Annotated in this window: 12 protein-coding genes and 1 pseudogene; 7 read left to right on the top strand and 6 right to left on the bottom strand. The window is 67.3% G+C overall.

The genetic code is table 11. From position 1 onward, the window contains the following. Nucleotides 1–129: pseudogene (locus GOAMR_RS25555) on the bottom strand (amidohydrolase family protein); the annotation flags it as partial. Between the two features lie 215 nt (nt 130–344). Here GOAMR_RS25555 and GOAMR_RS11190 point away from each other — a divergent pair. The 3 genes from GOAMR_RS11190 (at nt 345) to GOAMR_RS25130 (ending at nt 3,160) form a co-directional block, all read left to right on the top strand. Further along, complete coding sequence (locus tag GOAMR_RS11190) at nt 345–980, top strand: TetR/AcrR family transcriptional regulator (protein WP_005187254.1); 636 nt, start codon at nt 345–347, stop codon at nt 978–980. Between the two features lie 106 nt (nt 981–1,086). Beyond that, entirely contained in the window at nt 1,087–2,850 is a 1,764-nt protein-coding gene (locus tag GOAMR_RS11185; protein ID WP_005187251.1) for an MFS transporter, read from the top strand. A 169-nt stretch (nt 2,851–3,019) separates the two neighbouring features. Further along, nucleotides 3,020–3,160 carry a hypothetical protein gene (locus tag GOAMR_RS25130; protein WP_170319148.1) on the top strand — a complete coding sequence of 47 codons (141 nt, stop codon included), beginning with the start codon at nt 3,020–3,022 and terminating at the stop codon, nt 3,158–3,160. 147 nt (nt 3,161–3,307) lie between these two features. On the opposite strand, the gene GOAMR_RS11180 is transcribed toward GOAMR_RS25130, so the two are convergent. From GOAMR_RS11180 to kstD, 3 genes are all read right to left on the bottom strand, one after another. Next, nucleotides 3,308–3,739, bottom strand: coding sequence for a DUF6918 family protein (locus GOAMR_RS11180; protein WP_005187239.1), 432 nt, complete (start codon nt 3,737–3,739; stop codon nt 3,308–3,310). Nucleotides 3,740–3,954: 215 nt separating this feature from the next. Beyond that, nucleotides 3,955–4,812 (bottom strand): enoyl-CoA hydratase ChsH3, encoded by an 858-nt coding sequence (gene chsH3, locus GOAMR_RS11175; RefSeq protein WP_005187236.1) that lies wholly within the window; start codon nt 4,810–4,812, stop codon nt 3,955–3,957. Between the two features lie 3 nt (nt 4,813–4,815). Further along, nucleotides 4,816–6,525 carry a 3-oxosteroid 1-dehydrogenase gene (gene kstD, locus GOAMR_RS11170; protein WP_005187231.1) on the bottom strand — a complete coding sequence of 570 codons (1,710 nt, stop codon included), beginning with the start codon at nt 6,523–6,525 and terminating at the stop codon, nt 4,816–4,818. Nucleotides 6,526–6,790: 265 nt separating this feature from the next. Between kstD and GOAMR_RS11165 the strand changes: the two genes are divergently transcribed. From GOAMR_RS11165 to dmpG, 3 genes are all read left to right on the top strand, one after another. Continuing rightward, on the top strand, nt 6,791–7,579 hold the full coding sequence (locus GOAMR_RS11165; RefSeq protein ID WP_005187228.1) for a 2-keto-4-pentenoate hydratase: 789 nt from the start codon (nt 6,791–6,793) through the stop codon (nt 7,577–7,579). 189 nt (nt 7,580–7,768) lie between these two features. After that, entirely contained in the window at nt 7,769–8,668 is a 900-nt protein-coding gene (locus GOAMR_RS11160; protein WP_005187226.1) for an acetaldehyde dehydrogenase (acetylating), read from the top strand. 2 nt (nt 8,669–8,670) lie between these two features. Beyond that, nucleotides 8,671–9,744, top strand: coding sequence for a 4-hydroxy-2-oxovalerate aldolase (gene dmpG / locus GOAMR_RS11155; RefSeq protein ID WP_005187218.1), 1,074 nt, complete (start codon nt 8,671–8,673; stop codon nt 9,742–9,744). A 224-nt stretch (nt 9,745–9,968) separates the two neighbouring features. Here the strand turns inward: dmpG and GOAMR_RS25125 are convergent, their stop codons facing one another. Continuing rightward, nucleotides 9,969–10,514: a hypothetical protein gene (locus tag GOAMR_RS25125; RefSeq protein WP_005187214.1), complete on the bottom strand. Its 546-nt coding sequence runs from the start codon at nt 10,512–10,514 to the stop codon at nt 9,969–9,971. Nucleotides 10,515–10,596: 82 nt separating this feature from the next. Continuing rightward, the gene (locus GOAMR_RS11145; RefSeq protein WP_005187211.1) at nt 10,597–11,403 is read right to left on the bottom strand and encodes a crotonase/enoyl-CoA hydratase family protein; all 807 of its coding nucleotides are present in this window, start codon (nt 11,401–11,403) and stop codon (nt 10,597–10,599) included. A 106-nt stretch (nt 11,404–11,509) separates the two neighbouring features. Between GOAMR_RS11145 and GOAMR_RS11140 the strand changes: the two genes are divergently transcribed. Then, the coding region (locus tag GOAMR_RS11140; RefSeq protein ID WP_005187208.1) for an acyl-CoA synthetase at nt 11,510–12,896 on the top strand (1,387 nt) is incomplete at its 3' end.

Raw genomic sequence — 12,896 nt, 5'->3', positions numbered from 1 at the left:
GCCGTTGTCCATGTGGATCAGCCGCGGGGCGTCGTCTTTGTACTTGGCGGGCAGGTGATTGTCGAACATATCCGGCGGCTCGATGATGTGATCGTCGACGCTCATCAGGATCATGTCGTTCATTTCCATGGCAGAGCTCCTTTCGTCCTATCCATACTGTAGCGCTTACGATATGGGTTATGGGAGACATGTCGATCATCTGAGACGGCCGGGTGGTCCGAGTGGGTCGACTTCGAGAATGGCACCGCTTGACGGATGTGTCAACAAATGGCGGTGATTGGCGGTAGTGAGTCTGTGAACTCGGTCTATGGAACTTGACAGGTGTGTCGAGTAGGCTGGCGACCATGAGTATCGCCGACGCAGCAGCACAGGACCCCGGTCAGGACGCCCCGTCGGGATCGCGCCGGATCGGGGTGGCCGGCGGCAGCCGGGCTGAACGCACCCGCGAGGCGATCCTCGACGCCGCGCGTCAGTTGTTCTACGAACGCGGCTACGCCGGGGTGGCGGTCAACGCCATCACCGAGGCCTGCGGCATCTCACGGGCGGGCTTCTACACGTATTTCAAGGACAAGCGCGAGATCTTCGACATCCTGTCCGAACGCGCCTATCGCGACCTGCGCGAGGTACTCGCGCGGTGGAGCGAACTGCCCACCGATTGTTCCGCCGACGACATCCGCGGCTTTGTCCGCGACTACTTCGCCTACATGGATCGGCACGGCGCGTTCGCCATGGCCGGGGCGCACTCCGGACCCGACGACGACGAGTTCCGTGAGGGCTACCGGCGCATGCAGACCCGGGTGTCGTGGATTCTCGGCCAGGGACTGACCGGCGCGGGGAGCCACTCGCCGGAGGTCGTCGGCAGTGCGGTGTTCGGGTTGCTCGACCGCTCCTGGCACACCGTACGTGCCCAGTCGGTGACGGTGACCGAGGGCGAGATGGTCGACCTGCTCACCGACATGATCGTCGGCATGCGCCGCTGACATCGTCCTTGTCGGCGGATCCGGCCCTTTCGCTGACTATAGTCAACGAAGTAGCGTGTCTGGGTAGTTGGCCTGCTCCTGCGCCGACGGCGGAGGAGGGCACCGGATGAAGAAGCTGCGCGACATGGATCTGCGGTCGGCATGGGTGATCGCGGTGGCCTCGGTCGCGGTGTCGATGGTGATCGCGGCGATGGCCGGCCTGACCACGGCGCTGCCGGAGATCGCGCTGGCCACCGGCGCCGATTCGGGCGAGATGACCTGGATCATGGACGGCTACACCCTCGCGCTGGCGGCGCTGCTGCTGCCGGCGGGCGCGCTCGGCGACCGGCTGGGTCGCCGGGAGGTGCTCATCGCCGGGCTCGTCATCTTCGGCGTGGCCTCGCTCGTGTCGGTGTGGTGCACCGATCCGGCGTCGATGATCACCGCCCGGGCTGCCTGTGGCGTCGGTGCCGCCCTGATCATGCCGACCACGTTGTCGCTGATCACCACGGGTGTTCCCGCCGACAAGCGCGAACTCGGCATCAGCATCTGGGCGGCGGTGGTGGGCGCGGGCGCGATCTTCGGCATCCTGGGAACGGGTGTGCTGCTGGAATTCTTCTCGTGGGAATCGATCTTCCTCATGTTCGCGGCGGTGGCGGCGACGATCCTCGTGCTGTCGCTGACGATCGCCACCTCCAAGGATCCCGATCCGGGCCGGTTCGATGCCGCCGGTGCGCTGACGTCGGTGGCCGCGGTGACGGTGTTCATCTTCGGGCTCGTCGAGGCCCCGCACCTGGGCTGGACCGCGCCGCTGGTACTGGTCTGTCTCATCGGCGGGATCGGACTGATGGTGGCCTTCTACGTCGCGGAGGCCCGCAATCCGTCGCCGCTGCTGGACGTGAACCTGTTCCGCAACCGCGCCTTCGCCGCCGGGTCGTTCTCGGTGCTGGTGCAGTTCTTCCTGTCGTTCGGCCTGTTCGTGGTGTTCCTGCAGCAGGTGCAGCTGATCTTCGGCTACTCGCCGCTCAAATCGGCGGTAGCGCTCATGCCGATCGTCGTCGGGGTGGCCGCCACCGCCCCGTTCGCCACCCTCGCGGTGGTCCGCTGGAACGCGCTGCGGCTGTTCCTGACACTCGGCATCACCGCGGGCGGCATCGGCGTGCTGGTGCTCGGCCTGTTCGACTACGACGAGTATTGGCAGCTGCTCATCCCGATGATGGCCTTCGCCATCGGCCTCGGCCTGTCCGGGGCGCCGTCTACCGCGGCGATCATGACCAACACCCCGCAGGACAATCAGGGCGTCGGCTCGGCGGTCAACGACACCGCCCGCGAACTCGGTGCCGCCATCGGCATCGCGATTTCCGGCAGCATCATGGCCGCCGGTTTCGATGCGCGGATCGGTGGGACCGCCGACCGTGCGCACGAGGAGATCACCGAGCTGGGCCGGCAGGCGGCCGCTGCGGGTGATCCCGGGGTGGCGCAGGAGGCCGCGCGCCAGGCCGACGTGGTCGCCGAACACGTCCGGCAGTCGCTGGCCGAGGCGCTGGCCGTGGCCGACGGCATGCGCGAGCAGGCGCCCGGGGTGGCGGCCACCATCGTCGACGGGGCACGGGAGGCCTGGACGGGCCCGATGGGACAGGCCTATCTGGTGGTGGGGATCGTGACGCTGGTGGGTGCGGCGGTGCTGGCGTGGCTCACCCCGAACCGGGTCAGCGCGCTCGAGGCGGATGGTGACGTCGCCGTCGAGGCCGAGCCGGAGGCGGGTGCGGAACTGATCGCCGTTGCGGTTCAGGACGGCGTTTATGCAGTTCAGGACGGTAAAGAGCTCGATGGCCCGTCTGGTTCGGCGGACCATACCCCTGCTAATGTGACCCGAAACACGAATTCGTAGCGTGTTTTCGGCGTGTATTGCGACACAGTGGCCCCAGAAGGCTACATTTGTCCCATAACACAACAGCCTGGCTCGCCCAAGCCCAGCTGAGCGGGCCGAAATCTACGAGCGCGTGCAAGCAATTGGCCGACGCGCCGACCCATTGTCGGTGTTCAGGAGTGTGGAGACCATGGCATCACCGGAGATCACATCAGCCTCGGGGCAGCAGTTCCATGCGGTGCGGGCGCGGGTCTGGCGACTACTGGTGATGCTGAGCGCGCTCGTCGGCGTGGTGGTGTGCCTGCTGCTCATCCTGTCATCGGCGACCTGAGAGTTCATTTTCTCAAAGGCGCTCTGTGGCAATCTGATTCGTTGTTGTCCGGGGATCGTGGATGCGGCTGAATCCGCGCCGTGAATACGAAGAAAATGCCGGTGACGATGTCACCGGCATTTCTCGATTCACGAGATGATACGAGAATCAGGCATTCTTCTCGATGGCCGCGCCGACCTTCGGCAGTGCCTCGGCCACATTCTCCTTGGCCTTGCCGCGCAGTGCGCCGTAGGCCCTCTGCAGCGGCGCCTTCGCGCCCTCGGCGTGCCCGTCGGTGATGGCGAGCAGGGCCTCGGCGGCGGCGTCCGAGTTGGCGGCCAGGTGGTCACCGAACGCGGCGCCGGCGGGACGCGAATCCCAGAACGGGGCGAGTGCGGCGGCGAACTCCGGCAGCAGCTTGTCGGTGGCGTGCGGAACCAGGCCCGGCTTGAACTTGTTGGCGGCGTTGTAGCCGGCCTTGATCGCGGTGCCGCTCAGGCCCTTCTTCTCGGCCACCTCGGAGTCGATGACCGAGGCGAGATCGGCGACGACGGCCTCGCGACGACCCGGCTCGAGCAGGTGCTGCAACGAATCACTCATGTGTATCTCCCTGGGGCGCTGGGCCGGCGGCGATCCCGACCGGCCTCTGACGGGCACCCCCCGTCTCGCTCTGGGGCGAACGGGACGGAGGGTGATTCTGGTTACCGTCGTAGAGAGTACTGGTAGGTCGCGATGGGTGTTTCGGGTGGTCTGCCCGAACCCGAAACACCTTTAAAACCGTTGCGCGACAAACAATTTTCTACACTGTGGAACTGCTACGCCGATGCGCAGACGATGTTCTTGAGCACCACCGCGTCGGGGCGTTCGGCCACCGAAGCCACGGCGAGCAGTCTGCCTTCGTCCCACACGTCGACGACCAGCGTCTCGCCCGGGAACACCACGCCGGCGAAGGTCGCCGAGAAGTCGGTGACCTTGGAGACGTCGCCGCCGTGCACGTCATCGATGATCGCCCGCAGCACCGCGCCGTAGGTGCAGCGGCCGTGCAGGATGGGGCGCGGGAAGCCCGCCTTCTGCGCGAATGCGGGATCGCTGTGCAGCGGGTTGCGGTCGCCGCACAGCCGGTAGAACAGTGCCTGCTGAGGCAGCGTCGGGATCTCGATGCGGTGATCGGGGGCCCGGTCGGGCAGCATGACCTTGTCGGAGGTGCCGCGCTCACCACCGAAGCCGCCTTCGCCGGAGGCGAAGATCGACGAGCGGGTGGTCCACAGCAGTTCGCCCGCGTCGTCGACGGTGGTGTACTCCTGCACGATGACCGCCGCCGAACCTTTGTCCCACACCTGCGCGATCCGGCCGCGCGTGGTGGCCTTGCCGGAGGCGGGGACGGGCCGGTGGATCGTCACCTGCTGACCGGCGTGCACCACCTTGGCCAGGTCGATGTCGATGCCCGGGAACACCACCTTGGGGGCCTCGGTGACGTGGAAGGTGGGGGCGACCGTCGCGAACGACGGCAGCACCTTGGGCTCCGAGTCGTGGATGTATCCGAGGCCCGCCTCGTCCATCGGGTCGGCGGCGGCGCCCACCGCCAGGTTGTAGAGCGCGACGTCGGAGGCCGACCAGCTGTAGGAGTCCTCGCCGATGTCGGCGCCGATGGCGATATCGGGATTGATGGGCACGGCTCATGCTCCCTTCGCGGCTTTATCCGCGGCGTCGAGGGCGGCGAGGTAGCCGAACACGAGCGCGGGGCCGATGGTGGCGCCGGGACCGGCGTAGGTGTGGCCCATGACGGGGGCGCTGGTGTTGCCGGCCGCGTACAGGCCCTCGATCACCGAACCGTCTGCACGCAGCGCGCGGCCCGAGGCGTCGGTGTCGATGCCGCCCTTGGTGCCGAGGTCGCCGGGCACCATCTTGACCGCATAGAACGGGGCCTTGTCGACGGGGCCGAGGCTCGGATTGGGCTTGTTGGTGAGGTCGCCGTAGTAGTGGTCGTAGCCGCTCTTGCCGCGGCCGAAGTCCTCGTCGACACCCTTGCGGGCGAAGCCGTTGAAGCGTTCGGTGGTGGTGGTCAGCGCCTCGACCGGGACGCCGATCTTGCCGGCCAGCTCGGTGAGGGTATTCGCCTTGACCACGACACCCGATTCGAGCCACTTGCGGGGCAGCGGCTGCCGGGCGTTGACGCCGGCGAACAGGTAGCGGTTGCGGCAGCGCTGATCCATGATCAGCCACGCCGGGACGTTGGCGCCGGGGCCCTCGCCCTGGCCGAAGTCGCCGCCGTACATCCGGTGCACCGCTTCGACATACGGCAGCGACTCGTTCATGAACCGCTCACCGCGCTCGTTGACCATGAAGGTACCCGGCACCGCGCGCTCGGACAGCGCGAACCACGGCCCCTTGGGCAGCGGGATCGTCGGGCCCCACCAGGCGTCGTCCATCATCGACACCGCCGCGCCGATCTTGAGGCCCGCGGTGATGCCGTCGCCGGTGTTGGACGGCGCGCCGGTGGTCCAGTCCGAGCCGATCGGGTCGCGCTGATACTTCTTGCGCATCTCCGGGTTGTTCTCGAAACCGCCGGAGCCGAGGATGACGCCGTGCCGGGCGCGCAGTTCGACGCGCTCGCCGTTCGATTCGGCGACCACGCCCACGACGCGGCCGTTCTCGGTGAGCAGGTCGGTCAGGCCGGTGTTGAGCCGCAGCGGCACACCCGCCTGCCGCACGCCGAGGAGCAGTTCGGCGGCCAGTGCCGAACCCATCGCGATCAGCTTCTTCTTGCGCGACTTGGCGACGAAGAACCGGCCGCCGACCTTGGCGGTGCGGGCGATGCCGCGCCAGTGCCGCAGGCCCACGTTGAGCCAGCGGTAATCGCTTTGCAGCACAACCATGTTCAGCGGTGCCTTGGAGTACGGCGGGTGGAGCGTCTTGAAATCGGCGCCGAGGCGGGAGGCGTCGAACGGCTTGGGTTCGATGGACCGGCCGGCCAGGCGCCCGCCCGGGGCCTCGGGGTAGTAGTCCGAGTAGTCCTTGACCCACTCGAACTCCAGCGGGGCGTGCGCCATCAGGAAGTCGAGGGCCTCGGGACCGCGGTCGATGTAGGCGTCGATCTTCTCGGCCGGGGCGTGCTCGCCGATGATCGCGTGCACGTACTCGCGGGCCTTGGCCACGGTGTCGTCGACGCCGTCGCGCTTGAGGACCGAGTTATTGGGGATCCACACGCCGCCGCCGGAGCGGGAGGTGGAACCGCCCCAGTACGGGGACTTCTCGATGAGGACCGTCTTGAGTCCCTTGTTGGCGGCGGTGATGGCGGCGCTCATCCCGGCGGCGCCTGCGCCGACGACGATGACGTCGTACGTCTCGGTAGTGCTGGTGGTGCTTGACGGTGTCGCGTCGGCCATGGGGGTCCCTTCGTTCGCCACGGATGCAACGAGTTCTTCCCCAAATTAGAACACGTTCCAGAAATTTGTCACGAGCGTGGTGTGGACAGCTGTCCATTCCGCCCAGTGGGCCGGACCTGTTCCTGGGCTTGTCCGATGTGGCAGCGTCGGCGCCGAGGTGCGTCGGGGGCCTCCTCAAAAACTGTAACGTGTTCTAGAATGGGCGACGGGCGTGACCGTGCGGTCACGCCGACAGCCCCGGAAACCAGCAGGAAGCGAGATGCCCATGGCGGTGGACCAGGCCACCCGGCAACAGATCGCCGACGATCTGTGGACGGCCGAGCGGACCGCGACCGCGATCGACCGGCCGTCGGACTCCCACCCCGGACTCGACGTGGTGGATTCCTACGAGATTCAGCTCATCAACATCCGCAAACGGCTCGACGCCGGCGCCGCGGTGGCCGGGCACAAGGTGGGTCTGGCGTCGGAGGCAATGCAGACGATGATGGGCGTCGACGAGCCCGACTACGGGCATCTGCTCGACACCATGGAGTACCGCGAATCCGAGCCCATCGACTTCCATGCGCTGTGCATCCCGCGCGTGGAGGTGGAGGTCGGCTTCATCCTCGGCGCGGACCTGCCGGGCGAGGGCTGCACCCGCGAGGACGTGATCGCCGCCATTGAATGGGTGGTGCCGTCCATCGAACTGATCGATTCGCGGATCAAGGACTGGAAGATCACCCTCGTCGACACCATCGCCGACAACGCGTCGTCGTGTGGCTGGATCCTCGGCGAGCAGCGGGTGGCGATGAGCGACATCGACGTCGGCGACATCGACGCCACCCTCACCCGCAACGGCGAGGTGGTGGCCAAGGGTAATTCGTCCGCGGTGCTGGGCAATCCGCTCAACTCGGTGTCGTGGCTGGCCAACAAGGTGTCGAGCTTCGGGGTGCGGCTGCGCAAGGGCGATGTGATCCTGCCCGGCACCGCCACCCGCGCCTTCGACATCGCCTCGGGCGACAACTTCGTCGCCGAGTTCGCCGGACTCGGCAGCGTCACCCTGGATTTCACATGACCCGCTCGCCGGTTACCCACTCGCCGGTTGAGGTGCGAGGCCGCCCGGCGGCCGAGCCTCGAAACCTCGTGAGCGGACATGTCGTCTCACCGGGTTTCGAGGCTCATCGCCTAGCGGCTCTTCGCACCTCAACCGGCGAGGGGTCGGCCGCTCCTACTTTCGCAACGACCTCATGGAGGTGAGGAACACATGGCAAAGACACTGACAGCCGCGATCATCGGATCGGGCAACATCGGTACCGACCTGATGTACAAACTCGAACGGTCCGAGGTGATCGACCCGCGCTGGATGGTCGGCATCGACGCCGATTCCGAGGGCATGAAGCGGGCCGCCGATCGTGGGCTGATCACGATGTCGGGCGGCGCCGACGAACTGCTCGCCTCCGGTGAGCTGCCCGACCTCGTCTTCGAGGCGACCTCGGCGTACGTGCACCGTGAATACGCGCCCAAGTACGAGGCGGCCGGGATCGTCGCGATCGACCTGACGCCGGCAGCCGTCGGTCCCGCGGTGGTGCCGCCCGCCAACCTGCGTGAGCATCTCGACGCCCCCAACACCAACATGATCACCTGCGGCGGTCAGGCCACGATCCCGATGGTGCACGCCGTCTCCAGCGTCGTGCCGGTGGAGTACGCCGAGATCGTGGCGTCGGTGGCGTCGGTGTCGGCCGGACCCGGAACCCGCGCCAACATCGACGAGTTCACCCGCACCACGTCCAAAGGCATCGAGACGATCGGCGGTGCCACTCGCGGCAAGGCCATCATCATCCTGAATCCGGCCGATCCGCCGATGATCATGCGCGACACCATCTTCTGCGCCATCCCCGCCGACGCCGACACCGACGCGATCGCCGAGTCGATCCACAAGCGGGAGAAGGAGATCCAGGCCTATGTGCCGGGTTACCGGCTACTGCAGGATCCGCAGTTCGACCCGCCGTCGGTGATCAACGGCGGCTACGCCCGCGTCAGCATCTTCGTCGAGGTCGAAGGGGCGGGCGACTTCCTGCCGCCGTACGCGGGCAACCTCGACATCATGACCGCCGCCGCCACCAAAGTCGGCGACGAAATCGCCAAGGCAAAGCTGGGAGTCTGAGCATGAGCACCGCACCTGATCTGATGGCCAACGCGCGCAAGTACTCCGATACCCTCGACATCCGCATCACCGACTCGTCGTTGCGCGATGGCAGTCACCACAAGCGGCACCAGTTCACCGAGAAAGAGGTGCGCGATATCGTTGCCGCCCTCGATGATTCGGGTGTGCCGGTCATCGAGGTGACCCACGGCGACGGCCTCGGCGGCTCGTCGTTCAACTACGGCTTCTCCAAAACCCCTGAGCAGCAACTGATCAAGGCGGCGGCCGAAACCGCCAAGCGGGCCAAGATCGCGTTCCTGATGCTGCCCGGGCTCGGCACCAAGGACGACATCCGCGCGGCGCAGGACAACGGCGGCCAGATCTGCCGCATCGCCACCCACTGCACCGAGGCCGACGTCTCGATCCAGCACTTCGGGCTGGCCCGCGACCTCGGCCTGGAGACCGTCGGCTTCCTGATGATGAGCCACTCGCAGCCGCCGGAGGTCATCGCCGCGCAGGGCCGCATCATGGCCGACGCCGGCTGCCAGTGCGTGTACGTCGTCGACTCGGCCGGTGCGCTGGTCCTCGAGGACGTCACCTACCGGGTGCAGGCGCTGCGCGCCGAACTCGGTGACGACGCCCAGATCGGTTTCCACGGCCACGAGAACCTCGACATCGCCGTCGCCAACTCGGTGAACGCGGTGCGCGCAGGTGCCCAGCAGGTTGACGGATCGATCCGCCGGTTCGGTGCCGGCGCGGGCAACACGCCCACCGAGGCATTCGTGGGGGTGTGCGACAAGCTCGGCATCACCACCGGCATCGACTTCATGAAGATCGCCGACGCCGCGCAGGACGTGGTGCGCCCGGCCATGCCGTCGGAATGCCTGGTGGATCGCTCGGCGATGATGATGGGCTACGCCGGCTGCTACTCCAGCTTCCTCAAGCATGCCGAGAACCACGCCGAACGCTACGGGGTGCCGGCCGCGGAGATCCTGCTGGAGGCGGGTGCCCGCAAGCTCGTCGGCGGGCAGGAGGATCAGCTCATCGACATCGCGCTGGAACTGCGCAAGAAGCAGGACGCCAACGCCGGCGTGTAGCCGAACCTCGCCATCATCGCTGGTTGAGGTGCGACGAGCCGCTGGGCGAGGAGCCTCGAAACCCGGTGAGACGACAATGTCGTCTTGCGAGGTTTCGAGGCTCGTCGCTTGCGCTCCTCACACCTCAACCGACGAAGTGGCACCTCAACCGACGAGGGGGCACCTCAACCGACGAGGGGGCGGCTCAGTCGGCGAGGGGGCGGCTCGGTCGGCGAGGGGGCGGCTCAGTCGGGAGAGGTTGTGGCTCGGGCGGTGCGGCGGTCGACGGCCCGTAGCGCCAGGTGGGCGACCGCCACGATCAGCGCGACCACGCACACGACGAGCGCACCGTAGACGCCCCAGCCCGCCGACATCGTCGGCAATTGCGACTCCAGTTCGCGGGTGACCAGGCTGTCGAAGACGAGCGGGGCGGGGTCGGCGATAACCCGGATCGTGCGTACCGCCGCCGCGGCGAAGGCGATGGCCAACACGAGGGACCTGGGCCAGATGAGGATGTCGCGCCACCACATGGCGGCAGCGGTCGCTACCACCACCGCACCCGCCAGCAACAGCGGCAGGCCGGGGCGCTGGGTGTGTTCCTCCAGGAAGGCGACATCGGCCGCCGACGCACCCTCCACGGTGACCCGGCCCAGGCCGGTCACCGTGGGCCGCACACCCTCGTCGCCCACTCCCCACGGCGCCATCGTCAGTGAGACCAGCAGCAGACCGCAGACCAGGAGAAATGGCGCAGCCCAGCGGTCGAGCAGGGCCCTGACGTCGATCGAGTCCATGTCCCCAGTATCGGGGGGTGCGGCGTGAACGTCACAGATAACGGCGTGTCGCCGCGCCGACACCCCGGTCGACGGCCCGGGGCTACTCGCCGGTGAAGACGGGCTTCTGCTTCTCCGCGAACGCCTTGGGGCCGATCTTGGCGTCCTTGGACTTGAAGACGCCGATGCCGAGTTTCGCCTCGATCTTGAAGGCATCCTCCTCGTGCAGGCCCTCGGTGTCGCGCATCGTCTTGAGGATGGCCTGTACCGCGACAGGGCCGTTGGCGGCGATCGTGTCGGCGATCTCCAGGGCGCGTTCGAGCGCGGTGCCGTCGGGGACGACGTAGCCGATCAGGCCGTACTCCTTGGCCTCGGCGGCGGTGATGTGCCGTCCGGTGAGCAGCAGGTCGGCGGCGATGGTGTACGGGATCTGCCGGGGCAGCCGCACCGCGCTGCCGCCGAGCGGGAACAGGCCCCACCGTGCCTCGGCCACACCGAACTTGGCGCTCTCCCCGGCGATCCGGATGTCGGTGCCCTGCAGGATCTCGGTGCCGCCGGCGATGGCCGCGCCCTCGACGGCGGCGATGAGCGGTTTGGTGAGCCTGCGGCCCTTCAGCAGGGCGGGCAGGCTCTCGGGGTTCCAGGTGCCCTGGTCGACGGTGTCGCCCGGCGAGTTGTCGCGCATCGCCTTGAGGTCCATGCCGGCGCAGAACGACCCCCCGGCGCCGGTCAGGATCGCGACCCGGATGGCGGGATCGGAGTCGACCTGATCCCACGCCTCGCGCATCGTCGCCATCATCTCCATCGACAGCGCGTTGCGGGCCTGTGGTCGGTTGAGCGTCACGATCAGCACGTGCCCGCGCTTCTCGACGAGGCAGTGGGGGGCGTCGGTGGTGGCGGCGGCGGTCATCGCGAGGCGTCCTGTTCGTCGGGCGGAGTCGTCCGCTGGTTTCGGGTAGACGGGCATGGGTGAAGCGCGCTTGCCCCAAACAGTAACACGTTCTAGTTTTGTAGCCATGGCCTTTACCATCGCTGACCTCATCGAGCACTCGGTCGACCTCAATCCCGAGCGCATCGCCCTCGAAACCGACGGCCGCGGTCACACCTATGCCGAGCTCGAGGCGCGCGCCAACGCGCTGGCCCACAGACTGCGCGAACTCGGCGTCCGCCCCGGCGACGCGGTGGGCCTGTACAGCAGAAACACCATCGAAGCCGTCGAGGCGATGGTGGCGATCTTCAAGGCGCGGGCCGTCATGGTCAACGTCAACTACCGGTACGTCGAGGGCGAACTGGAACACATCTTCACCGACTCCGGGATGAAGGTGCTCATCCACGAGCGCCGGTACCGCGACAAGGTGCTGAACGTGTTGCAGAACGCGCCGCTCATCGAGCACCGGATCGTCATCGAGGACGGCACCGGGGAGACCGCACTCGAGGCGGGTGAGAGCCGCTTCGAGGACGACATCGCCGCCTCGTCCACCGAACGCGACTTCGAGCCGCGCAGCGAGGACGACCTGTACATGCTCTACACCGGCGGCACCACGGGAAAACCCAAGGGCGTGGTGTGGCGGCAGGAGGACATCTGGCGCGTGCTCGGCGGCGGCATCGACTGGTACACCAGCGAACCGGTCACCGACGAATGGCAGTTGGCGCGCGCCGGTGCCGGTGAAGGGCAGCTCGTGCGCTTCCCCATCCCGCCGTTCATCCACGGCGGCTCACAGTGGGCGATCTTCCAGTCGCTGATGGGCGGCCAGAAGGCCGTGGTCTACCCGGAATTCGACGCCGCACACAGCTGGGAGATCGTCGAGAAGCACAAGGTGAACGTCGTGTTCATCACCGGCGACGCGATGGGCCGGCCGATGGTCGATGCCCTCGCCGAACGCGACTACGATCTGTCGAGCCTGGTCACCGTCGCCTCGTCGGCGGCGCTGTTCTCGCAGAATGTGAAAGAGGAGTTCCTGGACCGGATTCCGAACGCACTGCTGATCGATGCCATCGGGTCGTCGGAGACCGGATTCGGCGGGCTCGGCATCGTCGCCAAGGGAGCGCCCACCTCGGGCGGTCCGCGCGTCACCGCCGACAAACAACTGCACGTGCTCCGCGAGGACGGCACCGAGGTGACACCGGGCAGTGGCGAGGTGGGCATCCTCGCCCGCTCCGGCCACATCCCGCTGCGCTATCACAACGACCCGGAGAAGTCGGCGAATACTTTCAAAGAGTATGGCGGAGTGCGCTATTCGATTCCAGGTGACTTCGCGCGCGTCGAGGACGACGGCGCCATCACCATGCTCGGCCGCGGATCGGTGTCCATCAACACCGGCGGCGAGAAGGTGTTCCCGGAGGAGGTCGAGGCCGCGCTCAAGGCGCACCCGGATGTGTTCGACACCGTCGTGGTGGGCGTGT

Source organism: Gordonia amarae NBRC 15530, from assembly GCF_000241345.1.
Classification (GTDB): domain Bacteria; phylum Actinomycetota; class Actinomycetes; order Mycobacteriales; family Mycobacteriaceae; genus Gordonia; species Gordonia amarae.
This window is presented reverse-complemented; position numbering and strand designations above follow the sequence as displayed.

Bases quoted from the DNA above. Each gene is read 5' to 3' on its own strand.
- GOAMR_RS11190 (WP_005187254.1), top strand. From the start codon at position 345: ATGAGTATCGCCGACGCAGCAGCACAGGACCCCGGTCAGGACGCCCCG.
- GOAMR_RS11185 (WP_005187251.1), top strand. From the start codon at position 1,087: ATGAAGAAGCTGCGCGACATGGATCTGCGGTCGGCATGGGTGATCGCG.
- GOAMR_RS25130 (WP_170319148.1), top strand. From the start codon at position 3,020: ATGGCATCACCGGAGATCACATCAGCCTCGGGGCAGCAGTTCCATGCG.
- GOAMR_RS11180 (WP_005187239.1), bottom strand. From the start codon at position 3,739: ATGAGTGATTCGTTGCAGCACCTGCTCGAGCCGGGTCGTCGCGAGGCC.
- kstD (WP_005187231.1), bottom strand. From the start codon at position 6,525: ATGGCCGACGCGACACCGTCAAGCACCACCAGCACTACCGAGACGTAC.
- GOAMR_RS11165 (WP_005187228.1), top strand. From the start codon at position 6,791: ATGGCGGTGGACCAGGCCACCCGGCAACAGATCGCCGACGATCTGTGG.
- GOAMR_RS11160 (WP_005187226.1), top strand. From the start codon at position 7,769: ATGGCAAAGACACTGACAGCCGCGATCATCGGATCGGGCAACATCGGT.
- dmpG (WP_005187218.1), top strand. From the start codon at position 8,671: ATGAGCACCGCACCTGATCTGATGGCCAACGCGCGCAAGTACTCCGAT.
- GOAMR_RS25125 (WP_005187214.1), bottom strand. From the start codon at position 10,514: ATGGACTCGATCGACGTCAGGGCCCTGCTCGACCGCTGGGCTGCGCCA.
- GOAMR_RS11145 (WP_005187211.1), bottom strand. From the start codon at position 11,403: ATGACCGCCGCCGCCACCACCGACGCCCCCCACTGCCTCGTCGAGAAG.